At 61.7% G+C, this 25,195-nt stretch carries 24 protein-coding genes; 11 read left to right on the forward strand and 13 right to left on the reverse strand.

The window, feature by feature from the left end:
- Nucleotides 1–16: 16 nt before the first annotated feature.
- Nucleotides 17–1,501 carry a glycogen synthase GlgA gene (gene glgA / locus C5L10_RS02880; protein ID WP_172716895.1) on the reverse strand — a complete coding sequence of 495 codons (1,485 nt, stop codon included), beginning with the start codon at nt 1,499–1,501 and terminating at the stop codon, nt 17–19.
- Between the two features lie 299 nt (nt 1,502–1,800).
- Nucleotides 1,801–2,151 carry a DUF2934 domain-containing protein gene (locus tag C5L10_RS02885; RefSeq protein ID WP_046666473.1) on the reverse strand — a complete coding sequence of 117 codons (351 nt, stop codon included), beginning with the start codon at nt 2,149–2,151 and terminating at the stop codon, nt 1,801–1,803.
- 175 nt (nt 2,152–2,326) lie between these two features.
- Between C5L10_RS02885 and C5L10_RS02890 the strand changes: the two genes are divergently transcribed.
- Nucleotides 2,327–2,575 carry a hypothetical protein gene (locus C5L10_RS02890; RefSeq protein ID WP_046666474.1) on the forward strand — a complete coding sequence of 83 codons (249 nt, stop codon included), beginning with the start codon at nt 2,327–2,329 and terminating at the stop codon, nt 2,573–2,575.
- 120 nt (nt 2,576–2,695) lie between these two features.
- On the opposite strand, the gene C5L10_RS02895 is transcribed toward C5L10_RS02890, so the two are convergent.
- Nucleotides 2,696–3,193 carry a ferritin-like domain-containing protein gene (locus C5L10_RS02895; RefSeq protein ID WP_046666475.1) on the reverse strand — a complete coding sequence of 166 codons (498 nt, stop codon included), beginning with the start codon at nt 3,191–3,193 and terminating at the stop codon, nt 2,696–2,698.
- A gap of 85 nt (nt 3,194–3,278) precedes the next feature.
- Nucleotides 3,279–3,671, reverse strand: coding sequence for a BON domain-containing protein (locus C5L10_RS02900; RefSeq protein WP_172716896.1), 393 nt, complete (start codon nt 3,669–3,671; stop codon nt 3,279–3,281).
- A 144-nt stretch (nt 3,672–3,815) separates the two neighbouring features.
- On the opposite strand from C5L10_RS02900, the gene C5L10_RS02905 reads away from it, so the two are divergent.
- Complete coding sequence (locus C5L10_RS02905; protein ID WP_046666476.1) at nt 3,816–4,145, forward strand: hypothetical protein; 330 nt, start codon at nt 3,816–3,818, stop codon at nt 4,143–4,145.
- Between the two features lie 34 nt (nt 4,146–4,179).
- Here the strand turns inward: C5L10_RS02905 and C5L10_RS33505 are convergent, their stop codons facing one another.
- Both C5L10_RS33505 and C5L10_RS02910 read right to left on the reverse strand, forming a co-directional pair.
- Complete coding sequence (locus C5L10_RS33505; protein WP_172716885.1) at nt 4,180–4,359, reverse strand: hypothetical protein; 180 nt, start codon at nt 4,357–4,359, stop codon at nt 4,180–4,182.
- A 191-nt stretch (nt 4,360–4,550) separates the two neighbouring features.
- Nucleotides 4,551–4,751 carry a hypothetical protein gene (locus C5L10_RS02910; RefSeq protein WP_105428468.1) on the reverse strand — a complete coding sequence of 67 codons (201 nt, stop codon included), beginning with the start codon at nt 4,749–4,751 and terminating at the stop codon, nt 4,551–4,553.
- Nucleotides 4,752–4,857: 106 nt separating this feature from the next.
- Between C5L10_RS02910 and C5L10_RS02915 the strand changes: the two genes are divergently transcribed.
- Nucleotides 4,858–5,664 (forward strand): Ku protein, encoded by an 807-nt coding sequence (locus C5L10_RS02915; protein WP_105428678.1) that lies wholly within the window; start codon nt 4,858–4,860, stop codon nt 5,662–5,664.
- A 15-nt stretch (nt 5,665–5,679) separates the two neighbouring features.
- On the opposite strand, the gene ligD is transcribed toward C5L10_RS02915, so the two are convergent.
- Together ligD and C5L10_RS02925 are read right to left on the reverse strand one after the other, a co-directional pair.
- On the reverse strand, nt 5,680–8,208 hold the full coding sequence (gene ligD, locus C5L10_RS02920) for a DNA ligase D (protein ID WP_105428469.1): 2,529 nt from the start codon (nt 8,206–8,208) through the stop codon (nt 5,680–5,682).
- Between the two features lie 2 nt (nt 8,209–8,210).
- Nucleotides 8,211–9,062: a Ku protein gene (locus C5L10_RS02925; protein WP_105428470.1), complete on the reverse strand. Its 852-nt coding sequence runs from the start codon at nt 9,060–9,062 to the stop codon at nt 8,211–8,213.
- Between the two features lie 204 nt (nt 9,063–9,266).
- Between C5L10_RS02925 and C5L10_RS02930 the strand changes: the two genes are divergently transcribed.
- A complete protein-coding gene (locus C5L10_RS02930) occupies nt 9,267–9,758 on the forward strand; it encodes a sigma-70 family RNA polymerase sigma factor (RefSeq protein ID WP_105428471.1) in 492 nt (163 codons plus the stop codon).
- 112 nt (nt 9,759–9,870) lie between these two features.
- On the opposite strand, the gene C5L10_RS02935 is transcribed toward C5L10_RS02930, so the two are convergent.
- Nucleotides 9,871–10,596, reverse strand: coding sequence for a glutathione S-transferase (locus C5L10_RS02935; protein WP_105428472.1), 726 nt, complete (start codon nt 10,594–10,596; stop codon nt 9,871–9,873).
- Nucleotides 10,597–10,598: 2 nt separating this feature from the next.
- Nucleotides 10,599–11,234, reverse strand: a complete 636-nt coding sequence (locus C5L10_RS02940; RefSeq protein ID WP_105428473.1) for a UdgX family uracil-DNA binding protein — start codon at nt 11,232–11,234, stop codon at nt 10,599–10,601.
- Between the two features lie 172 nt (nt 11,235–11,406).
- On the opposite strand from C5L10_RS02940, the gene C5L10_RS02945 reads away from it, so the two are divergent.
- A complete protein-coding gene (locus C5L10_RS02945) occupies nt 11,407–13,749 on the forward strand; it encodes a glucose/quinate/shikimate family membrane-bound PQQ-dependent dehydrogenase (RefSeq protein WP_105428474.1) in 2,343 nt (780 codons plus the stop codon).
- A gap of 72 nt (nt 13,750–13,821) precedes the next feature.
- On the opposite strand, the gene C5L10_RS02950 is transcribed toward C5L10_RS02945, so the two are convergent.
- Complete coding sequence (locus C5L10_RS02950; RefSeq protein WP_105428475.1) at nt 13,822–14,097, reverse strand: BON domain-containing protein; 276 nt, start codon at nt 14,095–14,097, stop codon at nt 13,822–13,824.
- Between the two features lie 52 nt (nt 14,098–14,149).
- On the reverse strand, nt 14,150–16,093 hold the full coding sequence (locus tag C5L10_RS02955; protein ID WP_105428476.1) for a PAS domain-containing sensor histidine kinase: 1,944 nt from the start codon (nt 16,091–16,093) through the stop codon (nt 14,150–14,152).
- 270 nt (nt 16,094–16,363) lie between these two features.
- Here C5L10_RS02955 and C5L10_RS02960 point away from each other — a divergent pair, with 270 nt between their 5' ends.
- The 3 genes from C5L10_RS02960 (at nt 16,364) to C5L10_RS02970 (ending at nt 21,379) form a co-directional block, all read left to right on the forward strand.
- Nucleotides 16,364–16,966, forward strand: coding sequence for a TetR family transcriptional regulator (locus C5L10_RS02960; RefSeq protein ID WP_105428477.1), 603 nt, complete (start codon nt 16,364–16,366; stop codon nt 16,964–16,966).
- Nucleotides 16,967–17,039: 73 nt separating this feature from the next.
- The gene (locus C5L10_RS02965) at nt 17,040–18,197 is read left to right on the forward strand and encodes an efflux RND transporter periplasmic adaptor subunit (protein ID WP_105428478.1); all 1,158 of its coding nucleotides are present in this window, start codon (nt 17,040–17,042) and stop codon (nt 18,195–18,197) included.
- A gap of 26 nt (nt 18,198–18,223) precedes the next feature.
- Nucleotides 18,224–21,379, forward strand: coding sequence for an efflux RND transporter permease subunit (locus C5L10_RS02970; RefSeq protein ID WP_105428479.1), 3,156 nt, complete (start codon nt 18,224–18,226; stop codon nt 21,377–21,379).
- Here C5L10_RS02970 and C5L10_RS02975 read toward each other — a convergent pair.
- Nucleotides 21,328–22,314, reverse strand: a complete 987-nt coding sequence (locus C5L10_RS02975) for a LysR family transcriptional regulator (RefSeq protein ID WP_105428480.1) — start codon at nt 22,312–22,314, stop codon at nt 21,328–21,330. The two genes, C5L10_RS02970 and C5L10_RS02975, sit on opposite strands and share 52 nt — an antisense overlap.
- A 196-nt stretch (nt 22,315–22,510) precedes the next feature.
- Between C5L10_RS02975 and C5L10_RS02980 the strand changes: the two genes are divergently transcribed.
- From C5L10_RS02980 to C5L10_RS02990, 3 genes are read left to right on the forward strand one after another with little or no spacing between them, the layout of a single operon-like run.
- Nucleotides 22,511–23,710 (forward strand): ABC transporter substrate-binding protein, encoded by a 1,200-nt coding sequence (locus C5L10_RS02980; RefSeq protein ID WP_371411912.1) that lies wholly within the window; start codon nt 22,511–22,513, stop codon nt 23,708–23,710.
- Nucleotides 23,710–24,492 (forward strand): ABC transporter ATP-binding protein, encoded by a 783-nt coding sequence (locus C5L10_RS02985; protein WP_046666490.1) that lies wholly within the window; start codon nt 23,710–23,712, stop codon nt 24,490–24,492. Before C5L10_RS02980 ends, C5L10_RS02985 begins: the two co-directional genes overlap by 1 nt.
- Nucleotides 24,492–25,193, forward strand: a complete 702-nt coding sequence (locus C5L10_RS02990; RefSeq protein WP_046666491.1) for an ABC transporter ATP-binding protein — start codon at nt 24,492–24,494, stop codon at nt 25,191–25,193. Before C5L10_RS02985 ends, C5L10_RS02990 begins: the two co-directional genes overlap by 1 nt.
- Nucleotides 25,194–25,195: the final 2 nt, after the last annotated feature.

The raw sequence follows: 25,195 nt of genomic DNA on the forward strand, positions 1-25,195 counted from the left end.
TCCGCTGATGGGAGGGCTAGAGCGTGGCGCGACGGATATCCGAGCTTGTCGAGACGACATGACCGGACTTCAGCACAAGATTGGCATAAACGGCGGCATATTGCTGGGCACTGCGTTCCCAGGAGAATTTCGCCTTCATGCCCTGGTTCTGCAGCCGCGCCCACATTTTCGGGTCACCATAGGCGTGCAGCGCGCGGCGAAGCGCGAGCCTCAGTCCGTCCGTGGTCACGGGATGGAACTGAAAACCGGTTGCGACGCGCGCCGACATGGCCGCATCATTGGCATCGATGATCGTTTCCGAAAGTCCGCCGGTGCGGGAGACGACGGGGACGCAGCCGTAGCGCAACGCGTAGAGCTGAGTCAGCCCGCAGGGTTCGAAGCGGGAGGGCTGCACGATGGCGTCAGACCCGCCGTGGACCAGATGCGCCGTCGGTTCGTCGTAGCCGAAATGCACCGCCATCCGGCCCGGAAAACGCGCGGCGGTATCCGCCAGTGCCCGCTCGATCTCGCGGTCGCCCTGTCCGAAGACGATGACCTGGCCGCCGTGGCGGATGATCTCGTCCGCCGTATCGGCGAACATGTCGAATCCCTTCTGCCAGGTCAGGCGGCTGACGGCAGAAAACAGGGGGCCTTCATGCGCCGGGTTCAGCCCGAATTTTTGAAGCAGCACGGCGCGGTTCTCGCGCTTGCGGCGCAGCGTGCCGACATCGTAGTTGCGTGGCAGATGCGGATCCGTGGACGGGTCCCAGATATCGAGATCGATGCCGTTGACGATGCCGCGCAGGACGGAGACGCGGGCATTCAGGACCCCGTCCATGCCCATGCCGAAGCGCGGAGTGAGGATTTCGCGGGCATAGGTCGGGCTGACGGTGGTGATCGCATCGACCGTCTGCAGACCACCCTTCAGAAAACTGATATCGCCGAAATACTCCATGCGGTTCATGGAATAGGCCTCCGGCGGCAGGCCGATGCTCATCAGAACGCCGGCAGGATATTGGCCTTGGAAGGCGAGGTTGTGGATGGTCAGAACCACGGGCGTCTTGCAGCCGCGTTCGCGCATGTAGACCGAAGTCAGCGCAGACTGCCAGTCATGGGTATGAACCAGGTCCGGAACCCAGCCCGGCAGCAGTCCATCGGCGATTTCTGCTGCAGCGAGGGAAAGTGCGGCGAACCGTTTCCAGTTGTCGGGATGATCCATGCCCTCTTCATCGACATAAGGGCCGCCGGGCCGGTCGTAGAGAGCGGGGGCATCGAGGATGAAAAGGCTGAGACCTTCAACGCGGGTATGGAGGAGCGCTGCTTTTTCTCCGAGCAGACTATCGAAGGTAACCAGCGGCATGGCGCTCTTCAGCTGCTGCATGACCTGGGGATAACCGGGGATCAGGGAGGTGGTCTCGATGCCGAGGGGGCCGAGCGCCTTGGGCAGAGATCCGGTCACGTCTGCAAGGCCACCCGTCTTCACAAGGGGGAAGATTTCGGAGGTGACCGAAAGAATTCTCATGCCGGGAAGCCCCCGCTTTCCATAACCAGTATTGATCCCCTGTCCGCCCGAGCTCCGCTCATCTCGACGAGGTTCGCCGAACGGGACGTAAGCGTTCATCATGCGTGCCTCCGCCATCTGCCAGTCTCACCCTCCAGAACGTTTTCGCCTTGGCCAACGTTCCTCCGTTGGGGCAGAACCGAGACCAAGTTCAGACGCAAAAGCCATTTCGATTTTCCAGGATAAGCGAACCCGCGGCCGCGATGATGTCAGTCGCCGCGACCAGTAATGATGGTGATGAAGATGGGTGGCAGGCGGCGTCAGGCGCCAGCTGGAACCTTCTTGGAACGCTTCTTGGCCGGCTGGACGGCTTCCGGCATGGCAGCGGCCGGTGCCTTGGAAGTTGTCTTTGCCGGAGAAGCCTTGGCTGCAGCGGTTTTCGCTGCCGGTTTGGGAGTTGCGGACTTCGACCCCGCTTTTGGCGGCTTCACGGCGGTGGCGGACTTGCCGCCCGATCCTGCCGCAGACTTTTTCGAAGCGGTCGGCCCGAGCGTGGCATATTCCAGCTTGGCTCGTTCCCAATGCTCCCTATCCTTGCCCGAGGGATAGCCTTCTTCTTCCCACAACGTGTAGGCCCGCTTTCTGATCCAGATTTCTTCGGATTCCGCCATTCTTGTCTCCATTCGCCCAAGCGCCCCAACGTGTGCGGCGCAGAAAAGTTCCCTGGTAAAAACGAAAAATCGCAACCCGGCCGAGACGTGGCCAACACTCGAAAAAAAACTTCCCCGGAGGCGGAACTTTTGGCTGTCGAATGTACTTATGGCCGCCGGGAAGGAGACACATCCAATGGGAAAGTACTGCGATATCGTTCCACACGCAACCGGCTGGGTCTATGTCATAGACGGCGTGCAGTCTGCGTCTTATTACCACACCTATGAACTCGCCATGGAGGCCGCCAAAGCCCATGTGGCACGTGAGCGAACCGGTCGGGTGGAGATTTTTCGGCGACAGGCGCTGAACGGCGAGATGTTGCCAATTCCGACCATGCACGGACACCCCGACGCTTCGGTTTTGAGACGATCTTTCCCGGCTTGAGGAGGCCGGAAGGGAGGAAAAACCCGGCGGCAGCCGGGTTTTTTTATGTTGTTTTTTGTATGTTCGGGTCGAGAAAAAGACGCGGCCGAGGCCGCGTCCTTCTTCCGATCGCTCGAAGTGTCACGCAGCCTTCTGGGCAGCCGTGTTGACGGCGGTCTTGGCAAGGGCCGTCAGAGCCTCGTCGGTCTTGCTTTCCTCGGCGAGCGTCTGTTCGAGAAGCGTTACCGCATCCCGGTGACCGAGCTGCTGAGCCCAGGCGCGCAGGGTGCCATAACGGCTGATTTCGTAATGTTCGACCGCCTGCGCTGCGGCGAGCAGGCCGGCGTCGAGAGCCGGAGTGCCCTTAAACTCGTCAAGGATTTCCTCGCCTTCCTCGATGATGCCGTCGATGGCCGGGCAAGTTTTGCCCTGGGCCCGTTTGCCGATGATCTCGAAGACCTGCTTCAGGCGATCGATCTGGCCTTCGGTTTCTTCCCTGTGCTTTTCGAATGCCGCCTTCAGCTTCGGATCCTGGGCGCCCCGCGCCATCTTCGGCAGCGCCTTCACGATCTGGCGCTCGGCGTAATAGATGTCCTTCAGGGTTTCGTGGAAAAGGTCGTCGAGGGTCTTGTTGGCCATGGGTCTCTCTCCTTGTTGATGAGTATTCTTGAGGCAGGGATTGCGAGGCATCTAACGAGTGACCGCCTCACAGGTTCCACGCAGATCAGTGCCTTTCGGGGGCTATTCGAAGATTGTTGCGGCAGGCGGTGACACCCTGGATGTCGAGGACGACGTCCTGGGCGCGTGCCTTGTCCGCAAGGTGGGCCACGTATCCCTCCAGTGTCACTTCGCCGTTCTCCACCGAGACCGTCATGTTGGTCGGGTCGAGGAAGGCGTCCTGCGTCAGTTGCTCATTCACGTCCTGTGCGATCAGATCGTCGGGGCGGTCGTAACCGTCCGGTCCCTTGCCGATCTGCTTTTCCTGCTCCGGTCCCTCGGCAAAGATATTGGCTTCGCCCTGAAGATAACCGCTTGGGCGGCTTTCCGCCGGGCCCTCCCATCGAGGCCATTGCGAGGTCTCGCCGGGACGGCCAGCTTTCGGCTGCTCATTCTTCATCGGCTTTCTCCTTCTCAGGGGCATGATCGCCCGCAGCGGAGGAACCCATGGTTGCCGGAAAAGTTCCATGCGACTTGATGGAACCGGACCGCGCGGACCGCGTTTGATCGTCAACTAGAAAAATGCTTACGACGGGAGAGAGACATGCAGGACAGGCTGAAGATCTATCGGCTGGTGCCGACAGCTGCGCCAAAGGATCCGAACTGGCAGAACTCGCCACCGCATGGCGAAGTGGTGGTCCGGGCAAAGACCGCCGGCGATGCGCGGCTCGTGGCGAGCCAGGCGGAACTGGATTTCATGGAAATCGATGCTTCGCCCTGCGAGGGCAATTCGACCGAGATGGCGAGCGCCTTCCGCAGCGACAAGCTCTATACGGTGATCGAGGACAGTAGCGGCCGGTTCGCCCCGAACGGGCCGCGCTGCGTGATCGGCGGGCGTGTGCGCGTCGACAACCTGATTTCGACCCAGCTCTGATGGCGTGAGGCTGACCCATCCAGGACGGACAGTATCAATCGGTGCGGCCGTCGTTCTTTTCGTTGAGTGCCCTCTGCAGCTCGCGCGCCAGGTCGAGCAGCCGATCAGGAACCTCTTCCTTCTCGATTTCGGTCAGAAGGACCGAGACCTTGCGGTTGACCCGCCGTCCCATTCTGACGTCCTGTTCCGCAACCGGAGTGTCTTGTTTCGTCATCCCGACCTCTGACGTAATCACCGCCGGCACATCCGTTGCCGAACAATGTCCGCCCGCCATAACCTACATTAGCTTTCCATACATCATTACGGCTAACTTCGGATATCCCGAAAAAGTCACAGAGGACAAATGAAATAAAGCGACTCCCTATCCGGGAGCCGCTGCATTTGTTCCAGAGGTTTTTTGGAAACTCAGTGCCTGGGCGGTTTCGGCGTGCCCGACGGAATGGAGGTCACCGTGCTCGAGACGGGATCGCTCGCCGGAAAGGTATCTTCCAGCCCCTCGTTGAGCTGCTCGTCCAGCTCCTTCTTTTCGCCGCGCTCGCGAGCCGACTGCTCGGCTTTTTTGTGAGGGTTCTTCTGCACGGAGTTGGGAGTGCTGTTGGTGCTCATCTGATTTCTCCTGGCCTGTTTCATCACGAAAACGGTTTGGGTCCAACGTTTGTTCCGGAACCAAGCGGAGGCGGCGCGGGTTATCGGGCAAACGAAGGAGTTTACCGTGGCGCCGCGCGTATTCTGGAAAGGTTATCTGAAGCTCTCGCTGGTCACCTGTCGCGTGACGATGACGCCGGCCATCTCCGAAGGCGCCAAGGTCCGGTTCCACAATATCAACCGCAAGACCAACAATCGCGTCCTCAGCCAGTACGTCGATGCCGAGACCGGCGAGGCGGTCGAGGACGACGATCAGGTCAAGGGTTATCCCAAGGGCGAGGGCGACTACGTTCTTCTCGAAGACGAAGAGATCGAGGATGTCGGGCTCGAAAGCACGCGTACGATCGATATCGAGACTTTCGTGCCGGCGGGTTCGATCGGCTGGATCTGGTACGACCGACCGCACTACCTGGCGCCGGACGACGAGGTGAGCGCCGAGGCGTTTGCGGTGATCCGCGAGGCCATGGCAAAGACTGGGACCGGCGGCATTGCCCGGCTCGTCATGTATCGTCGAGAGCGCGCGGTTCTGCTGCTGCCCAAGGACAAGGGGATCGTGGTCTGGACCTTGCGTTACGGCGACGAAGTCCGCGACGCCGACGAATACGCCGTCGAAAAACCGAAGGAGAAGGCGGATGTCGAGCATCTGTCGATGATGAAGAAGATCATCGACGAGCGAACCGAAGCCTGGAAGCCTTCGATGGCCGACGATCCGGTCCAGGACCGGCTGCTCGAAATCATCGCCGAGCGGAAGAAGAGCCGGAAGACCAGGAAGAAGGTCGAGGACAAGGTGCCCGAGCGCAGCAGCAACGTGATCGATATCACCGCCGCGCTGAAGAAGAGCCTGGAGGCGGAGCGAAAGGCACCGAGGAAGTGAGCCTTTCCGGGGCTTCTACCGTTTCTTCTTTCCCTTGAATTCGATCGGGGCTTCCGCCTTGCGGAAATCTCCCCAGGGATCATTCGTCTGCTGGGCGATGCGGGCCGGGGCGTTGTTGACGGTGAAGTAGTTGGGGCCGATCGCGCCCCCGAGTTCGTCCCACGTGATCGGCATGGAGACCGGCGCGCCGGCGCGGGCACGGGTGGAATAGGGGGCGACCGCTGTCGCGCCGCGACCGTTGCGCAGGTAGTCGATGAGGATCTTGCCGCTTCGCTTCGACTTGGTGATGGTCGAGACATATTTGTCGGGATCGTCGCCGGCCATGCCGTCGGCGAGCGCCTTCATCGCCGCCTTCACCTCCGGCCATTCCGCCTTCTGCTTGACGGGGGCGACCACATGCAGGCCCTTGCCGCCCGAGGTTTTTACGAAGGCCACCAGACCCATGTCCTCGAAACGACGCTTCACCTCATGAGCGGCAGCGATGATATCGGTCCATGAGACGCCTTCGCCGGGGTCGAGGTCGATATTGACCATGTCCGGCTTTTCCCAGTCGTCGAGGGTCGAGCCCCAGGGGTGGATTTCCAGCGTCGCCCCTTGGACGAGGCCGAGCAATCCATCGAGGTCGCGGATGGTGATATCCTCTTCCGCCGGATCGGCGGGGTCCTTCACGAGCACGGCGTTCTTGGTCATGCCCTTCCAGCCATGTTTCTGGAAGAAGAGCGGTTTACCGATCCCATCCGGCCCACGCACCAGCGCCAGCGGGCGGTTGACGACGAACGGCGCCATCAGCCGCCAGACTTCGGTGTAGTAATCCGCAAGCCCGGCCTTGGTCACCCCCGCATCCGGCCAGTAGACCCGGTCGGGATGAGTGAGATTGACCGTCCGTTTCGGCGGCTTCGGTTCTTCCGCTGCATTCACAGGCCCGCCCTCCCGGACGATATCCTTCGGGTCCTTGTCTTCGCGCAAGCCCCGGAAGGCCGCGTGGCGGATATGCGCATCCGCCGTCCAGCCGCGGAATTCCACTTCCGCCACCAGCTCGGGCCGCACGAAAACGACATCCTTCTTTTCCACCGCCGCGAGCTTTTCGTCAAACGGGCTTTCGCCTGCCTGAATCTCCTGGAGACTCTTGAAGAGCGATTGCGCCACGGCGTTCGAATAACCGGTTCCGACACGGCCGGCATGCCGCAGCTTCCCCTTGTCGTAATATCCCATGACCAGCGATCCGATCGCCGTCCTCGAAACGGAGGAGGGGACAAACCCTGCGACCACGAATTCCTGCCGTGCCGAACATTTCGACTTTACCCAGTCGCGGCCGCGGCCTGGGCGATAGGGCGCATCCGATATCTTGGAGATGATGCCTTCGAGGCTCAGCCGGCAGGCATGTTTCAGAACCAGACCGCCTTCGTCGCCGAAGTGCTCGCTGTAGCGCAGGGCCGGGCCGCTGCCGGTCAGCAGGGTTTCCAGCGCCTCCTTGCGCTTCAGAAGCATCGCGCCGGTCAGGTCGTAACCGTCGAGATGAAGAATGTCGAAAGCGTAGAAGGTGAAGCGGTCGTCCCGGCCTTCGCTGAGGTCCTGCTGGAGCAGGGAAAAATCGGTGGCGCCGGAACCGGCCTCGACCGCCACTTCCCCGTCGATGATCGCATCGGTCGCACCAAGCTTTCCGAATTCCGCGACGATCTCGTCTCCGAACTTATGCGTCCAATCGAGCCCGGTGCGCGTCAACAGCTTTACCTTGCCATTTTCGACACGGGCCTGCAGACGATAGCCGTCGAGCTTGATTTCGTGGACCCAGCGTTTGCCGGAAGGGGCGCTCTTCACCAGCGTCGCAAGCTGCGGCTCGATGAAATCCGGGAGTTCTGCTTTCCGGGCGCCCTTGATCTTCGACGCTGCGATGTCGGATTGTTCCGGCTCGGGATCGGATTTCGCCTTCGCTTTCGGTTTGGCCGTACTCTTTGCTGGCGGTGCCTTGCGGCCCCAGATTTCGTCCAGCGTCTTGCCCGACTTCACCGAAAGCGGCATCTCGTCGAGAACGTCCTTGTCGCCCTCGGCGCGGGCGAATGCGTCCTCGCCCTTGACCAGCAGCCAGTTCTCGCGCTTTTCTCCCGGCCTCGGTGCCATGCGGATCAGGTGCCAGCGGCCCTCCAGCTTCTCGCCCTTCAGCTCGAATTCCATATGGCCTTTCTTATAGCCCTTGTGAGGATCGCCGATCGGGTCCCAGGTGCCTCGATCCCAGAGCAGCACGGCGCCGGCGCCGTAATTGCCTTTGGGGATCATGCCTTCGAAACCGCCATAGTCGAGCGGATGGTCCTCCACATGCACCGCAAGCCGCTTTTCGCCGGGCACGAAGCTCGGGCCGCGGGTGACGGCCCAGCTTTTCAGGACGCCGTCCATTTCCAGCCGGAAATCATAGTGCAGCCGGGTGGCATCGTGTTTCTGGATCACGAAACTGTTGCCGGATGCCTTGGCCTTGCGGCCGGAGACTTTCCCCTGGGGCTCCGGGGAAGCCTTGAAGTTCCGCTTTTGATTGTAGGTTTCGAGCGCCATGATCAGCTCGCCTTTCTCTGCGGGGCGGCAGTCTTAGGAGATACGGTTTTCTTGGCGGATTTCTTCGGTGCGGTCTTCTTGCTGCCGCCGGCGCTCTGACGCAGTGCGTCGAGCAGGCTGGAGACCTTCTTCGGTTCCGGCTTCGGCTGCTTCCTGAGCTTGCGGCCTTCGATCTTCGCCTTGATCAGCTCGGCAAGGGCTGCCTCGTAACGGTCGTCGAACTCGCTCGGGTCGAATTCGCCGCGTTTGGTGTCGATGATGTGTCGGGCGAGATCAAGCATCTCGCCCTCGATCTTGAAGCTCTTGATCTCGGAGAAGATGTCCTTCGCGGACCGGACCTCGTAGTCGTAGTTGAGCGTGCTGGCGATCAGCCCTTTCTCGCCCGGCCGGATCAGCAGCGTGCGCAACCGCCGGAAGAGCACGGTTCGGGCGAGTGCGGCGACATTCTTCTCCTTCAGTCCTTTTCGGATCAGCTCGAAGACCTCGGCGGAGGGTTTGTCGGCGGGCGCGAGATAATAGGGACGGTCAATAAAGATGGTATCGACGCCGTTGCAGGGGATGAAGGTCTCGAGCTCCAGCGTCTTGTCGCTCTCAGGCACCGCGGCCTTCACCTCGTCAGGTTCGAGGAAGACGTATTGGCCGCTCGAAACTTCGTAACCCTTGACGATGTCCTCACTTTCGACTTGCCTGCCGGTGTCGGCGTCCACCATCTGGCGGTGGACGCGGTTGCCGGTCTCGCGATTGATGATGTGGAAGCTGACGCGGTCGGACGTCGATGCAGCCGTATAAAGCGCCACCGGGCAGCTCAGTTCGCCGACCTTCAGATATCCTTTCCAGTTTGCACGCGGTGCCATATCCGAACTCCCGGCAGAACTCCGTGAAAGTCCTATCAACAGGCCTGCCGACCGGTTTGTTCCCTCAAGCGAAAGGGCGGTTTGCGTCACGAAGATGAACAGGGCATTCATCTTAGGGGAACCAAATACGCAAGGCATGCGTTTGCCCCCGTCATTCCAGCCATGAAGACTTCGGAGAGGTAGGCAACGGTGTCTGAATCACAGTTGAATGGTGATCCTGCACGTGCAGACATAGTAAGGCTTATTCCGGCTCTCCGCGCATTTGCCCGTACTTTCTGCCGCAATCCCAGCGATGCAGACGACTTGGTGCAGGAGACGCTGATGAAGGCGCTCGCCAATCTCGACAAGTTCGAGCCGGGCACCAAGCTGAAAAGCTGGCTTTTCACCATCATGCGCAACACCTTTTATACGCGTGCCAAGGTGCTTGGCCGCGAGGCGCCGGGGATCGAGGAGAACATATCCGGGGATACGCCGGTAGCGGCGAGCCAGGAGATGGCGGCGAGAGCTCGTGAGGTCCAGCGTGCGCTTCAGAAACTGCCGCCTCATTATCGTGAAGTGCTGACGCTGGTCGCGATCCTCGGGGAAAGTTACGAGGCGGCGGCGGAAATCTGCGATTGCGCGGTGGGCACGGTGAAAAGCCGCCTCAATCGGGCGCGGCATCAAATTCTGCAGGAACTGGGAGAAGAAACCAACTGAGCCGCCGCATCGCGACAGCTTTTTTCTTTGGAGGTCGTCATGAAGTTCACATTGATCGCGGTGGCGATCGTCCTGGTGACGATCGCCCCGGTTTTCGCGTTTATCTAGCCGATCAGACCGGATCCTGGTCGAGGTCCGGGTAGTGCCGGAATATGCCCGACTCGTTGAAGGCGAGCCGGCGCTTCGACTTGAGATAGGCTTTGATATTCGGACGTCTGGCGACCGCGTCGCGCAGCTTGGCGATGTTTGGATAATCGCTGTCAAAGTTTTTCATGGCGCGCGGGAAGGCGTAGTGGAGGCCCTCGGCGAGCTGGAAGAGCGACAGGTCGACATAACTCAGGACGTCACCCACCGGATGGCCGCTCTTTGTGGGGTTTGCGGTGATGACGCGATCGAAATAGCCGATAAATTTCGGCACCCGGTGCTTCAGAAAGGCCTTCGAACGAGCCTTGGCCTCCTGCCGCTGATCCTCATAATAATCGGCGGTGCTGATCGGGTGGTGCGTGTCGTGCACTTCCGTGATGAAATCGGTGATCGTCAGCTGCAGCCCATGGGCGAAAAGGCGGGATTTTTCGTCCTCCGGCACCAGATCCAGCTTCGGCCCGAGATAGTGGAGGATGTTGGCGACATGCGAGACGATCAGGTCGCCATCTTTAAGGAAGGGTGGCGCGAAGGGCATGTCGTAGCCATGCTTGCCGTGGATATAGTCCATCATCTTTCCCGTGCCGCGATCGGTACGGGCAACATCCACATAGTCAGCTCCGGCCTCTTCCAGCGCCAGCCGCACAAATTCGCCGCGGCCCTGAAGGCCGTTCCAATAATAAAGTTCGTAGGTCATCGTCACTCCAGAAATTCTGCGATCTTTTTCAAATCTTCGACGAAGCGGGCCCGGTTGAGCTCCGCATCCGGCTGATCCAACGTCCTCAGCAGTGCCGAAGGGTGGATGGTCACCAGCACCGGCAAGCCATCCGGCGATCTCAGGACCGTACCGCGGTCGCGTGTCACTTTCGCCTGCTTTCCCAGCAAGGCATAAAGCGCCGTCGCGCCAAGCGCTACGGCGAGTTTCGGGTGGACAAGGCGCAGCTCCGCCGCCAGCCACCAGGCACAGGCCCGGACTTCGCCGGCATTGGGCTTGGCGTGGATGCGGCGCTTGCCGCGCGGGGTGAACTTGAAATGCTTCACCGCATTGGTGACGTAGCAGATGTCGCGCTCGATGCCGGCCTCCTCCAGACAGCGATCGAGGAGCTTTCCCGCCGGCCCGACGAATGGCTTTCCCGCCTGATCCTCCTTGTCTCCCGGCTGCTCGCCGAGAAACACCACTTTCGCTTTCGGGGGTCCCTCGCCGAACACGAGATGCGTGGCGTTCTTGTAGAGGTCGCAACGGGTGCAGTTTTCCGCGTCCTGCCTGACGTCCGGCACCCTGCTACCATCCGCGCCCGGCGTCTCGAAGGCTGGTCCTTTGGCCGATGTCAGCATCCTTCCAACTCCTTGTGGCGATGCCAGAACCTGCTTGGTCGCGGGAGAGTTCCTTTAAATTTGCATCGCGGGAACACGAGCTGGAACTTTTGAACAAAGCTTGTGTTGAGGGCTCGGGGTACCGCGAGGTTTTCGCGCCCGGGGATTTTCCAGTTCGGATAGGGTTTTGATTATGGCTATCAGGATTACGGCGGTCGTTTTTATTTTGATCGGCTTGGCTCTGGCCGTTGGCGGCGGGCAACTGCTGCTGCTTGGAGGCAGCGCCTATTACATCATCTGCGGTCTAGGCTTCGTGCTGACCGGCATCCTGCTTTTCCTGAGGAGCGCCATGGCACTCAGGGTCTATGCCGTGATCGTGCTGGCCTCGCTCGCCTGGGCGATCTGGGAAGTCGGGCTCGACTGGTGGCAGCTCGGCCCGCGCGGCGGCCTGATCATCGTGCTAGGCCTCTGGCTTCTGACCCCCTGGGTCCGCACCCCGCTCGGCTTTTCAAGTCCGACCGGCATGCGCTACGGCGCCAGTGCCCTGCCGCTCGGTATTTCGCTGATGATCGCGATCGTCGTCGCCATAGTTTCGATGTTCCTCGATCCACTCGACCGCAGCGGCGAGCTTCCGCAACAGTCGGTCGCTGCCGCTCCGCCGATGGGCGGCAACGTGCCGCCCGGGGAATGGCATCAGTATGGACGGACGCCCTATGGCCAGCGTTATTCGCCGCTGGACCAGATCAAGGTCGACAATGTAGCCAAGCTCACGGAAGTCTGGCGCTACCAGACCGGGGACGTGAAACGGCCGGACGACGTGGGCGAGACCACCTATCAGGTGACGCCGCTCAAAGTCGGCAATTCGCTCTATCTCTGCACGCCGCACAATCTTGCGATCGCGCTCGATGCGACGACCGGCAAGGAGAAGTGGAAGTACGACCCTAATTCCGGCATGAACCCGGACCGCCAGCACCAGACCTGCCGCGGTGTCAGCTATTACAAGGACGCCGCCGCCGCTGCCGGCAGCCCGTGTGCGGAACGGGTCTACCTGCCGACATCGGACGCGCGGCTGATTGCGCTCGATGCCGCGAACGGCCAAGTCTGCACCTCTTTCGCAGACAACGGAACGCTGCAGCTCACCAGCGGCATGCGGTACAATCCGGCCGGTTACTACTACTCGACCTCGCCACCGGCGGTCGCCGGCAACAAGATCATCATCGGCGGGGCGGTCAACGACAACTATTCCACCCAGTCGCAGTCCGGCGTCATCCGCGCCTTCGACGTCAATACCGGGCAGTTGATCTGGAACTGGGATTCGGGAAACCCGTCTCAGACGCAGCCGCTGCAACCCGGCCAGACCTACACGACGAACTCCCCGAACAGCTGGTCGGTGTTCAGCGTCGACGAGGAACTGGGCCTCGTCTATATCCCGCTCGGCAACCAGGTGCCGGACCAGCTCGGCATGGGCCGCAGTGAGAATGTTGAGAAATATTCCTCCTCGATCGTCGCGCTCGACCTCAATACCGGCGCCGATCGATGGGTGCGCCAGACGGTGCATCACGATCTATGGGACATGGACGTCCCCGCTCAGCCGGTTCTCCTCAACATCACCAAGCAGGACAATACGGTCGTGCCGGCGCTGGTCGGCCCGACCAAGCAGGGCGACATCTACGTGCTCGACCGGCGCACCGGAGAACCGATCATCCCGATCACCGAGGAACCGGCGCCCGGAGGTGCCATCCCGGAAGATCGTACCGCGCCGACGCAGCCGACCTCGGCCTTGTCGTTCAAGCCAAGGCCGCTCGAGGAACGGGACATGTGGGGCATCACGATGTTCGACCAGATGGTTTGCCGCATCCGGTACCATCAATACAATTATCTCGGCCGATACACCCCGCCTTCGCTGAAGGGCTCTATCATCTATCCGGGCAATTTCGGCACGTTCAACTGGGGCAGCGTTGCGGTCGATCCGGAGCGGCAGGTGATGTTCGGCATGCCGACCTATCTCGCCTTCACCTCAAGGCTGGTGCCCCGATCTGAGATCGCGCCAAAAGGTCAGGGGGAGAAGGGCAGCGAACAGGGCCTCAACCGCAACGAAGGGGCGCCCTATGGCGTCTTCATGGGGCCTTTCCTTGGGCCGCTGCAAATCCCCTGCCAGGCGCCGCCGTGGGGCTACGTCTCGGGCGTCGACCTCAGGACCGGCCAGATCGCCTACAAACACCGCAACGGCACCGTCTATGACATGACGCCGCTGCCGCTGCCCTTCAAGGTCGGTGTGCCCGGCATCGGCGGGCCGATGATCACCAAGGGCGGCGTGGCGTTCCTCGGCGCTGCGGTCGACAACTACCTGCGCGCCTACAACCTCACCAACGGCCGCGAACTGTGGAAGGCGCGGCTGCCGGCCGGCGGGCAAGCGACGCCGATGACCTATGCGGTCGATGACGGACGCCAGTTCGTGGTGATGGTGGCCGGCGGGCACGGGTCGGTCGGCACCAAGCCCGGCGACTACGTGATCGCCTACGCGCTGCCGCGATAGGCAGGCCCCAATATAAAGGCCCCGAGCGTCCGACGCCCGGGGCCTTTTTGGTTCATCTTCGGTGTCGGGAGATCACCGCGGGCGGGTAAAACGGAGTTCGTTGTGCACGGAGGCCACTCCGGCGACGCCGAGCGCCACCTCCTCGGCTCGTGCAATCTCGCTTTCCAGTTGGACCGTGCCGCTCAACGTGACCTCGGAGCCACGGGCGATGACGGCGACGTCGCTTGCATCGATACCGCCGGCAGACGCCAGCGCATCGGAGACCGCCCCTTCGAGCGTTGCGCTTGGCGGAAACTCCGCCTCGACTTCAGGGGGCGTCTCGTGAAAATGCTGATGCTTGAAGACCATTGTCGTACTCCGTTCTGACACGGCACGACAACGCGCGGCGAGGGCGATTGGTTCAGCGCCCGCCGGCGAGAACCGTGGCGATGATCTCCTCAAGCTGGTTCTGCGAGAAGGGCTTCGGCAGGCGCGGCAGGCGGTTGTCGCCGCCGGTGGGCAGTTCTGCGTAGCCGGTTGCCAGCACCACCGGTAGGCCCGGTCTTTCTTCGCGGATGACGGCGGCCAGTTCGGAGCCGGTCATGCGCGGCATCGAATGATCGGTGATGACGAGATCAATGTCATGGGCGCCGCTTCTCAGCTCCTTCAGGGCGTCGGTGCCGCTATAGGCTTCGATCACGGTGTGGCCGAGATCCTCCAGCATCAGCGTGGTGTTCATCAGGACCAGCGCGTCGTCATCGACGGCGAGAATGGTCAGGCGTCCGCGGGGAGTTGCAACTGGCGAAGGCATGTTCTTCTCCGAAGACTGCGGACAATCGTTTGCATCTGCCGCAGGCAGATAGAGCGAAACAGTGGTGCCCTTGCCCTTTTGGCTTTCGATTTCGAGTTTGCCGCCCGACTGTTCGGTCAGGCCCTGCACCATGGAAAGTCCGAGCCCCGTCCCCTTGCCGACACCCTTGGTTGTGAAGAAAGGCGTCGTCGCCCGGATCAGGGTCTCCTCGTCCATGCCTTCGCCGCTATCGGCGACCGAGAGCCGGACATATCGGCCGGGCTTCAGCCTATCGGTCTTCTCGTCGGCCGAATACTCCTCGGCGCTGATGACGATCGTGCCGCCGCCGGCCATCGCGTCTCGGGCGTTGACGACAAGGTTCAGGAGCGCGGTCTCTAGCTGAACCGGGTCGCTCGCGATATGCGGCAGGTTCTTGGCAAACCGGGTTTCCACCGAGGCGGAGGCGCTGAGCGAGCGCTGAACGAAATCCATCATGCCGCGGACAAGTGCCGGCACGTCGATGGCCTGCATGTTCAATTCCTGGCGCCGGGAGAACGCCAGCATGCGCTGGGTGAGGGCAGCACCCCGCTCGGCACCCTGAATGGCATTGTCCAGCAGCGGCGTCAGCGCCGGATCGTCGGGCAGGCGTTTCTTCAGTATTTCCAGGCTGCCCAGCACGGCCATCAGCAGATTGTTGAAATCGTGGGCGACGCCACCGGTCAGCTGGCCGATCGCCTCCATCTTCTGGGATTGGAAAAGTTCCTCGCGCGCCTGGGTGAGGGCCTTCTGCGCCTCGACTTTTTCGGTGATGTCGCGGGTGATCTTGGCGAAACCGAGAAGCGTGCCTTCCTCGTTGCGGATCGCGTCGATGATCACATGCGCCCAGAAGCGCGTGCCATCCTTGCGCTGCCGCCAGGCCTCCCTCTCGAATCGCCCCTCCCGCCGTGCGGTCTCCAGGCTACGGTTGGGTTCGCCGCGCTCGCGATCTTCCGGCGTGTAGAATTTTGAAAAATGCTGGCCGACGATTTCGTCCGCCGTATAGCCCTTGATGCGCGCGGCACCCGCGTTCCAGTTGCTGACGCAACCGTCAGGGCCGAGCATGTAGAGGGCATAATCAGTGACCCCCTGAACGAGGAGCTGGAATTTCTCCTCGCTCAATCGAAGTTCCGTTTCGGCTTTTCTCCGTTCGGTCAGATCGCGGGTCACCTTGGCGAAGCCGAGAAGTTCGCCGGAACGGCCCCAGATAGGGTCGATGATGACATGAGCCCAGAAACGGCCGCCGTCCTTGCGGACCCGCCAGCCTTCCTTTTCGAAGCGGCCTTCCGTCGCAGCGGTCCGCAAAGCGTGCTCGGGCGCACGCGCCAACCGGTCCTCCGGTGTGTAGAAGCGGGAAAAGTGCTCACCGAGGATTTCCCATGCCTCGTATCCCTTGAAGCGCTGTGCGCCGGGATTCCAGCTGACGATCTTGCCCTCAGGGTCGATCATGTAGATCGCATAGTCTGTGATGGCGTCTATGAGAAGACGATAACGCTCCTCATCAAGCAACGAAACGTCATAACTTTGCGGCATACTCATCAATCGTCCCCGGCCCACGAAGTTTGTGGTCTAACGCGCTGTAACAACGAAAAGTTGTGACCATGCAGCAGGATCATTACTCTTCCCCACCCCACGAACCTCGTGGTCTAACGCGACCTAATGTCCAAGTCCCATTTTGGTTCCCTGTTTCCCACATTTTATCTTGCGCACCAACGGCGACGAGCCGACACGGTTGACGGGGAACAGGTTTTCCTTTACGAATGACGAAAGATGAAAATCGTCACACGTAAAACGAAAGACTTCAGCGGTATGGATACCAACGAAAATACCCTGGACACCTCACGGCAGGACAATGTCGCCCGCATCCTCGATGCGGCGGAGCGGCTGTTCAAGCATTACGGCTACACCAAGACGAACGTGGCGGATATCGCGCGCGATCTCGGCATGTCGCCCGCCAATATCTACCGTTTCTTCTCGTCTAAGGCCGATATCCATCAGGCCTTGGCACACCGCATGCTCGACGGCAGCTATCAGGCGGCACTCGCCAACGCGAAGCGGCCGGTGAGCGCAGCTGAACGGCTGCGTAATCACGTCCTGCAGCAGCACCGCTTCACGCTCGAGACCATGCTCGACGAGAAGAAGGTGCATGAGATGGTGGTGATCGCCATCGAGCAGCAATGGCCAGTCATCGAGCAGCATCTCGAACGCATCCGCCTCGTCATTGCTGACCTTATCAAGGACGGCATCGAAGCCGGCGAGTTCCGCGAGCAGGATCACCAGCTCGCAGCCGAATGCTTCATGTCGTCCGTGGTCATGCTTTGTCATCCGCAGCTCATTGCGGATTGCCTTCTGGAGACCCGGATCGGCAAGCCCGAGGATCTCGTGGAATTCGGCCTCAGGGCCCTCAGATAATTCGCCTGAAATAATTCCGGGGCGCCCAAAAGAGGCGTCTTGATCGAAAACCCGCCACCAGGAGTGCGGAACCATGTTTTTCGTAAAGACCAGACATAATGTCTCGTTTCTCATCAAAGGCCTTTTAGTCGCGACCGCGTTCGGCGCGCTGACGGCCTGCTCGGAAGAGAAGAAAGCCGAGGCCCCGGAAATCGTCCGTCCGGTCAAAGTGACCGAGGTTGCCGCTGCCGATCACGGCCGCAGGCTTCAATATTCCGGCTCCGTCAAGGCACGGACCGAAATGAACCTCGGCTTCCGCGTCGCCGGCAAGATCACAGAGCGGCTCGTCGATGTCGGCCAGCGCGTTCGCCCCGGCGACGTGCTCGCAAAGCTCGACGCCGTCGATTACCAGCTCGCGGTGCGCCGCGCCGAAGCCGATCTCGCCTCCGCCCAGAAGCAGGTGGAAATCTCCGGCCTCGCTCGTCGCCGGGCCGAGACGCTTGCCGAGAAGAGCATTTCCTCCCAATCGCAGTTCGAACAGGCGCAACTTGCCAACGACCAGGCCATCTCGCAGAGGGAATCGGCCCAGTCGGCGCTCGACCAGGCCCGCAACCAGGTCGCCTATACGGAATTGAAGTCGGACCAGAACGGCATCGTCACCACGGTCAGCGCCGATATCGGCCAGGTGGTCGCGTCCGGCACCCCGGTCCTCTCCGTCGCGGTCGAGGGCAGCAAGGAAGTGCAGATCGCCGTTCCGGAAATGGACGTCGCCCAGTTCAAGCCGGGCAAGACGGTGAAGGCTCGCTTCTGGTCGGCTACCGATCTCGTCCTTGACGGCAAGGTCCGCGAAGTGGCCGGCAGTGCCGATGCGCAATCGCGTACTTTTGCAGTTCGTGTCAGCCTGCCGGACGACCCGCGGGTCCTGCTCGGCATGACCGCGACGATCGAGGCGGACGAAGACAATGCCGTTGCCACCTATGCCGTTCCGCTTGCGGCGCTTTCCAAGAAGGACGGCCAGTCCGTCGTCTGGATCGTCGACCGCGGCAAGGGCACCGTCAGTTCGCGCGCCGTCAAGGTCGCCGACTTCTCCGACGACGGCGTTCGCGTTGCCGAAGGCATTGCCAAGGGCGACCTCGTCGTCTCGGCCGGCACCCAGTTCATGAAAGAAGACATGAAGGTCAAGCTGCCGGAAGCCATCGCCTCCCGCTTCGGCAGCGTCAGCAGCCTTACCACCGCATCGCTCGCGCCCTGATCGCCAGGCTTAAAGGACCCAAGACCATGAGCTCCTCTCATCAGGCCAATCCCCCGAAAAAGGGCGGGTTCAACCTGTCCCGCTGGGCGATCGCCCACCCGAGCATCGCCCGCTTCCTCTTCGGCCTCATCATCGTCATGGGCGCGCTTGGCGTCATGAACATGGGCCAGAAGGAAGATCCCGACTTCACCTTCCGCGTCATGGTCGTGCAGACCGTCTGGCCCGGCGCCTCCATCCAGGAGATGCAGGACCAGGTGGTCAACAAGGTCGAGCGCAAGCTGCAGGAAACCCCGCATCTCGACTGGGTCAAGTCCTATACCCGCGCCGGCGTGGCGATTACCACGGTGCAGATCAAGGGCGACACCAATACCGCCGAGGTCAACGACGCCTTCTACCAGGTCCGCAAGAAGATCGGGGACATCACACAGGATCTGCCGGCCGGCCTGCTTGGTCCCTATTTCAACGACGAGTTTGGTGATACCTACATCACCCTCAATTCGATCAGCGGCGAGGGCTACAGCTATCCTGAACTGAAGCAGTTCGCGATCCAGGCGCGCGACATGCTGCTCGCCACGCCCGGCGTCGAAAAGGCGGTCATTCTCGGCGACCAGCCGCAGAAGATCTTCATCGACGTTTCGTCCAAGGCGCTCGCCGAGCGCGGCCTCACCGTCCTCAACATCCGCGACGCGCTCTCCGGCCAGAACAATATCGATCCCGCCGGGAACATTGAGACTGCCGAGCGCTCGGTGCGAATTGCGGTCGAAGGCGGCGTCACGACGCCTGAAGATATCCGCGAGCTGCGCCTTCGCGCCGGCGACCAGGTGATCCGGCTCGGCGATATCGCCACCGTCACCAACGGTCTCGAAAACCCCTATCAGCGCAAGTTCCGCTTCAATGGCCACGACAGCGTCCAGCTTGGTGTCGTCATGGCGAAGGGCTTCAAGGTAACCGACGTCGGGCACGAGGTCGAAGCCACCTACGAGCGCTTCGAACAGACGCTGCCGGTCGGCGTTTCCGTCGAGCAGGTCTCCAACCAGCCGGAAGTCGTCACCGAAGCGGTCGGCGAGTTCACCCAGGCCCTGCTGGAAGCTCTCGTCATCGTCCTCATCGTCTCGCTGATCTCGATCGGCTGGCGTTCGGGCATCGTCATCGCCATCACCATTCCGCTGGTTCTGTCAGCCACGTTCGCGATCATGTTCTACATGGGCATCGAGCTGCAGCGCATCTCGCTCGGCGCGCTGATCATCGCGCTCGGCCTGCTCGTCGACGATGCGATGATCGTCGTCGAGATGATGGAACGGAAGCTGGAGGAGGGGCTCGCGCGCCTCGATGCCGCCACCTTCGCCTACTCGTCCACCGCCTTTCCGATGCTGACCGGCACATTGATCACCACTGCTGGCTTCATCCCGGTCGGGTTCGCCGATTCCACCGCCGGCGAATACGTGCGCTCGCTGTTCTACGTGGTGGGCATCGCGCTCGTCGTGTCGTGGTTCGTGGCCGTCTATTTCACTCCCTGGCTCGGCTACATGATCCTCAAGCAGCGGGCGCACGCAGGCACCCATCACGATGCCTACGACACCCGCATGTATCGCGGCGTCCGGCATGCGGTCGGCTGGTCCGTGCGTCACAAGGCTATCGTGCTGCTTCTCACCCTCGGCGCCTTCGTCGGCAGCCTGTGGTCGTTCCAGTTCATCCCGCAGAGCTTCTTCCCGCAGTCCTCGCGGCCGGAAATCCTGGTCGACATGTGGCTGCCGGAAGGCACGGCGATCGAGGAAGTCGAACGCCAGGCGAAAGCACTTGAAGACAAGATCCTGCCCGATGCGGACAAGACCTTCGTCGCGACCTATATCGGCGAGGGCGCGCCGCGCTTCTTCCTGCCGCTCGACCAGCAGCTCCGCAACCCCAACTATGCGCAGCTCCTGATCATGTCGAAGGACGTCGATGCCCGCGAGCGTCTGATCGTCAAGCTGCGCGCCATCCTTGCGCAGGACTTCCCGACCGTGCGTGGCAAGGTCGACCGCCTGTTCCTCGGCCCGCCGGTCGGCTGGCCTGTCCAGATGCGCGTCACCGGCCCGGACCCGGCGGAAGTGCGCCGCATCGCCGACCAGGTCAAGGAACGTTACCAGCAGCAGCCGCTGTTCGGCGCGATCCATGACGACTGGATGGAACCGGTGACAGCCATGAAACTGGTGATCGACCAGGATCGTGCCCGGGCTCTGGGCGTCACCTCGCAGCGTGTCCGCCAGATGCTGCAGACGGCAGTCTCCGGCGCTCCGGTCAGCGACTTCCGCGATGGCGAGGAGACCGTTTCGATCGTCGTCCGCGAGCCGGATGCAACCCGCAACCTGCTCTCTGCGGTCCAATCGGTCTATGTGCCGACGGATTTCGGCGGCTTCGTCCCGGTCTCGCAGATTGCCAAGGTCGTGCCGGTCCTCGAGCAGGGCATCGAATGGCGTCGTGACCGCCTGCCGACGATCACCGTCAAGGCAACGCTGCCGGATGGCATCGAACCGACCCAGGTGTCGATGAACCTCTACAGCAGCATGGCCGACCTGCGTGCCAGCCTGCCTGCCGGCTATCATGTCGAAATCCAGGGCGGTGCGGAAGATGCAGCCGAAAGCCAGAACTCGATCGCTGCCAAGGCGCCGATCATGCTTCTGGTCATCCTCGTGCTGCTGATGATCCAGCTGCAGCACTTCGGCAAGGCGATGATGGTGCTGGCAACCGGCCCGCTCGGCATCATCGGCGCTGCCATGGCGCTGCTTCTGACCGGCGCGCCGTTCGGCTTCGTGGCGATCCTCGGCGTCATCGCGCTGCTCGGCATCATCATCCGCAACTCGATCATCCTCGTCGACCAGATCGACCAGGACATCGCGGCGGGCATGGAGCGGATGGAGGCGATCGTCGGCGCAGCCGTACGCCGTTTCCGGCCGATCATGCTGACGGCGCTGACAGCCGTGCTGGCGCTGTACCCGATCTCGCGCGGCGTGTTCTGGGGGCCGCTCGCCTACGCAATGATGGGCGGTATCCTGGTTGCAACGGTGCTGACGATCCTCGTCCTGCCGGCTGCCTACGCCCTGTTCTTCGGCCGCGAGCCCAAGAAGAACAAGGACGACCGGTCGCCCGCCAATCAGGGCGACCTCTTCGAAAGCCGCGACGACCTGCCGATGGCAGCGGAGTAACGGCGAGCGCCTTCCTCGGGAGCCTGGTAACTCCTGAGGAAGGCGTCCTGATTGGCCTTGACGGACTGGAAGATATAATCCCTGACCATCCGCACCCGGGGAATCTGGCTCAGGTCACGATGGCACATCAGCCAGTAGCCGCGTCTCAGTTCCACCTCTTCCGGCAGCACGACCTCGAGATCCGGCCGCGTGCGGGTGATGAAGTTCGGCAGCACGCAAAGACCGAGACCGTTCAGCGTCGCGGTTAGCTGCGCAAAGATGCTGGAGCTCTGGAAACGCGCCTTGATGCCCGGATGGACGTCGCCAAGATAGTCTAGCCCGGGCGCGAAGATCATGTCCTCGATATAGCCGATGAAGGGATGCGACAGCAGATCCTGCCGGCAGCGGATCGGACCGGCCTTGGCCAGGTAGGATTTCGAGCCGTAGACGTTGAGATTGTAGTCGGTGAGCTTTTCCGTCAGATAAGGCCCGTCCTTCGGTGGATCGAGCGAGACGGCGATATCCGCTTCCTTGCGCGACAGCGACATGATCTGCTGGATCGTCACCAGCTCCAGCGAGATGTTCGGATGGCTGTCGCAGAAGCTCCGAATCTTGTCGGCGAAGAAGAAATTCGCAAACCCTTCCGGCGTGCTTAAGCGAACCACGCCGCGCTGCGCCGTGGTGCCGGAGGCGACATCCGCCTGCAGCCGGTCGGCCTCGGTCTCGATGCGCTCCGCCGTCTCGATGAAGCGCTGGCCCATGCCGGTCAGGACATAGCCACGTGGATTGCGCTCGAACAGTTTGACCTTGAGGGCGAATTCCAGCCGGTCGATGCGCCGGGACACGGTCGCGTGGCTGGTGCGCAATTGACGAGCCGCGGTGGACAGCTGTCCACTGCGGGCCACGGCCAGGAAATATTGCAGATCGTCCCAGGTGAAGTTCTGATTGTTGCTCAATGCGTTCCCGTCTGTTCAAAAATGCACAGATGCTGTTTGCAATTAATTACAGCGGCCTGCTTGCGTCAACGGCCGTTTTCCTGAACCATGCAATCTGGAGCAGCCGCTTTGAGGAGAACGGCTCACCAATTTTGAACAGACCCTTCAAATTTTCTGGGCCTATTCTCTGGGAGGAGAAATTATGCGCAAGACAATTATGACGTCACTTGTAACGTCCCTGGCCGTCGTTCTCGCAAGCAGCGCGGCATTCGCGCAGAGTGCGTCCGACAACAAGGTCAAGATCGGCATCCTGAACGACCAGTCGGGCGTCTATTCCGAGTTCGGCGGCAAGTCGTCGGTCGAGGCGGCGAAGATGGCGGTCGAGGATTTCGGCGGCAAGGTTCTCGGGGCTTCGATCGAGATCGTCGATGCCGACCACCAGAACAAGGCGGACATCGCCTCCAACATCGCCCGCCAGTGGTACGATACCCAGCAGGTCGATGCGATCATGGAGCTGACGACCTCGTCCGTGGCGCTCGCCGTGCAGGCGATCGGCAAGGAAAAGAAGAAGATCGACATCGTCACGGGCGCGGCGACCACCGATCTGACCGGCAAGGCCTGCAGCCCCTACGGCTTCCACTGGGCTTATGATACGCATGCGCTTGCGGTCGGCACCGGCGGCGCGCTCGTCAAGCAGGGCGGCGACAGCTGGTTCTTCCTCACCGCCGACTATGCCTTCGGTTATTCGCTCGAGCAGCAGACCGGCGACTTCGTGAAGTCCTCCGGCGGCAAGATTGTCGGCGCGGTCCGCCATCCGCTCGCCACCACCGATTTCTCGTCCTTCCTGTTGCAGGCACAGTCCTCCGGCGCCAAGGTCATCGGCCTTGCCAATGCCGGCCTCGACACGTCGAACGCCATCAAGCAGGCCGCGGAATTCGGCATCACCGCCGGCGGCCAGCGGCTTGCGGCACTGCTCTTCACGCTCGCCGAAGTGCACGGCCTCGGCCTGCAGGCGGCCCAGGGCCTGACCCTGACCGAGGGGTATTACTGGAACCTCGACGACAAGAGCCGCGAATTCGCGAAGAAGTTCTTCGCCCGCACCAAAAAGATGCCGAACATGGTTCATAGTGGCACCTATTCCGCCGTCACCCAGTATCTGAAGGCAATCCAGAAGGCCGGCAGCGACGACGCGGATGCCGTCTCCAAGGCGCTGCACGAAATGCCGGTCGACGATTTCTTCGCCCGCGGCGGCAAGGTCGCCAAGAACGGCCGGATGATCCACGACATGTACCTGCTGCAGGTCAAGAAGCCGGGCGAAAGCAAGGAGCCCTGGGATTATTTCACCGTACTCGCCACCATCCCGGGCAAGGACGCCTACATGGATCCCGCCAAGAGCGGCTGCGAACTGGTGAAGTAATGGCGGTTTCCGCAACAGCAAAACAAGAAGAGCCGCGGGTGGTATTATCCGCCCGCGGCCTCTCGAAAAGCTTCGGCGCCTTCATGGCGGTGAAAAACGTCGATCTCGACGTCTACGATGCGCGCGTCCATGCGCTGATCGGCCCGAACGGCGCAGGCAAGACGACCGTCTTCAACCTGCTCACCAAGTTCCTGCAGCCGACGGCGGGTTCGATCACGCTTCTGGGCACCGATATCACCAAAACGCCGCCGGACAGGATCGCCCGCATGGGGCTGGTCCGCTCCTTCCAGATTTCGGCAGTCTTTCCGCATCTGACGGTGCTCGACAACGTGCGCGTCGCGCTGCAGCGGACGAACGGGCTTTCGACGCAGTTCTGGCTGCCGGTCTCTTCGCTCGATCGGCTGAATGCGCGGGCAGACGAATTGATCGAGTCGGTCGGCCTGAAGCGCGAGCGCAATGCGCTCGCCGCCGACCTTTCCTATGGCCGAAAGCGCGTGCTGGAGATCGCCACGACGCTGGCGCTCGATCCCAAGGTGCTGCTGCTCGACGAGCCGATGGCCGGTATGGGGCAGGAGGATATCGGCACCGTTTCCAACATCATTCGCGAGGTGGCAAAGACCCGTGCGGTGCTGATGGTCGAGCACAATCTCTCCGTCGTCGCCGACATCTGCCACCATGTGACGGTGCTCCAGCGCGGCGAAATCCTCGCCGAGGGCGACTACGCCACCGTCAGCCAGGACCCGCGCGTCCGCACCGCCTATATGGGCACGGAGGAGGCTTGATGGCGCCCTTGTTGCAAGTTTCCAACCTCAACGCGTGGTATGGCGAAAGCCACGTCCTGCACGGAGTCGACATGACGGTCGGCGAGGGTGAGACGATCACCATTCTCGGCCGCAACGGCGTCGGCAAGACAACGACGCTCAGGACCATCGTCGGCATCATCCGCGAGCGCAAAGGCGAAATCCGTTTCGCGGGCAAGGATATGCTCGGCGTGCCGCTGCATCGCACGGCGCATAACGGCATCGGCTTCGTGCCGGAGGAGCGCGGCATCTTTTCGACCTTGACCGTCGAGGAAAACCTGATGCTGCCGCCGGTGGTGGCCGAAGGCGGCATGTCGCTCGCGGAGATCTACGAGCTCTTCCCCAACCTTGAGGAACGCCGCTCCAGCCCCGGCACGAAACTCTCCGGCGGCGAGCAGCAGATGCTGGCGATCGCCCGCATCCTGCGCACCGGCGTCAAGCTTTTGATATTGGACGAGCCGACCGAAGGCCTGGCGCCGGTCATCGTGCAGCGGATCGGCGAGGTGCTGAAGACGCTGAAGGAGCGTGGCATGACGGTGCTCCTGGTGGAGCAGAATTTCCGCTTCGCGAGCCGGGTCGCCGACCGGTTCTACCTGATGGACCATGGGCGGATGGTCGCGAATTTCCCGGTGGCTGAGCTGCCGGGCAAGATGGACATGCTGCATAAAGTGCTGGGAGTGTAACG

This window comes from Neorhizobium sp. T6_25 (assembly GCF_002968555.1).
Taxonomy (GTDB): Bacteria; Pseudomonadota; Alphaproteobacteria; order Rhizobiales; family Rhizobiaceae; genus Neorhizobium.

What these genes read in the sequence shown, in the direction of transcription:
- C5L10_RS02940 (WP_105428473.1), bottom strand. Translation starts at nt 11,234, where the DNA reads ATGCTGACATCGGCCAAAGGACCAGCCTTCGAGACGCCGGGCGCGGAT.
- C5L10_RS02960 (WP_105428477.1), top strand. Translation starts at nt 16,364, where the DNA reads ATGGATACCAACGAAAATACCCTGGACACCTCACGGCAGGACAATGTC.
- C5L10_RS02980 (WP_371411912.1), top strand. Translation starts at nt 22,511, where the DNA reads ATGACGTCACTTGTAACGTCCCTGGCCGTCGTTCTCGCAAGCAGCGCG.
- C5L10_RS02990 (WP_046666491.1), top strand. Translation starts at nt 24,492, where the DNA reads ATGGCGCCCTTGTTGCAAGTTTCCAACCTCAACGCGTGGTATGGCGAA.
- C5L10_RS02885 (WP_046666473.1), bottom strand. Translation starts at nt 2,151, where the DNA reads ATGGCGGAATCCGAAGAAATCTGGATCAGAAAGCGGGCCTACACGTTG.
- C5L10_RS02970 (WP_105428479.1), top strand. Translation starts at nt 18,224, where the DNA reads ATGAGCTCCTCTCATCAGGCCAATCCCCCGAAAAAGGGCGGGTTCAAC.
- C5L10_RS02945 (WP_105428474.1), top strand. Translation starts at nt 11,407, where the DNA reads ATGGCTATCAGGATTACGGCGGTCGTTTTTATTTTGATCGGCTTGGCT.
- C5L10_RS02950 (WP_105428475.1), bottom strand. Translation starts at nt 14,097, where the DNA reads ATGGTCTTCAAGCATCAGCATTTTCACGAGACGCCCCCTGAAGTCGAG.
- glgA (WP_172716895.1), bottom strand. Translation starts at nt 1,501, where the DNA reads ATGAGAATTCTTTCGGTCACCTCCGAAATCTTCCCCCTTGTGAAGACG.
- C5L10_RS02900 (WP_172716896.1), bottom strand. Translation starts at nt 3,671, where the DNA reads ATGAAGAATGAGCAGCCGAAAGCTGGCCGTCCCGGCGAGACCTCGCAA.
- C5L10_RS02925 (WP_105428470.1), bottom strand. Translation starts at nt 9,062, where the DNA reads ATGGCACCGCGTGCAAACTGGAAAGGATATCTGAAGGTCGGCGAACTG.
- ligD (WP_105428469.1), bottom strand. Translation starts at nt 8,208, where the DNA reads ATGGCGCTCGAAACCTACAATCAAAAGCGGAACTTCAAGGCTTCCCCG.
- C5L10_RS02935 (WP_105428472.1), bottom strand. Translation starts at nt 10,596, where the DNA reads ATGACCTACGAACTTTATTATTGGAACGGCCTTCAGGGCCGCGGCGAA.
- C5L10_RS02890 (WP_046666474.1), top strand. Translation starts at nt 2,327, where the DNA reads ATGGGAAAGTACTGCGATATCGTTCCACACGCAACCGGCTGGGTCTAT.
- C5L10_RS02910 (WP_105428468.1), bottom strand. Translation starts at nt 4,751, where the DNA reads ATGAGCACCAACAGCACTCCCAACTCCGTGCAGAAGAACCCTCACAAA.
- C5L10_RS33505 (WP_172716885.1), bottom strand. Translation starts at nt 4,359, where the DNA reads ATGACGAAACAAGACACTCCGGTTGCGGAACAGGACGTCAGAATGGGA.
- C5L10_RS02965 (WP_105428478.1), top strand. Translation starts at nt 17,040, where the DNA reads ATGTTTTTCGTAAAGACCAGACATAATGTCTCGTTTCTCATCAAAGGC.
- C5L10_RS02955 (WP_105428476.1), bottom strand. Translation starts at nt 16,093, where the DNA reads ATGAGTATGCCGCAAAGTTATGACGTTTCGTTGCTTGATGAGGAGCGT.
- C5L10_RS02895 (WP_046666475.1), bottom strand. Translation starts at nt 3,193, where the DNA reads ATGGCCAACAAGACCCTCGACGACCTTTTCCACGAAACCCTGAAGGAC.
- C5L10_RS02985 (WP_046666490.1), top strand. Translation starts at nt 23,710, where the DNA reads ATGGCGGTTTCCGCAACAGCAAAACAAGAAGAGCCGCGGGTGGTATTA.
- C5L10_RS02905 (WP_046666476.1), top strand. Translation starts at nt 3,816, where the DNA reads ATGCAGGACAGGCTGAAGATCTATCGGCTGGTGCCGACAGCTGCGCCA.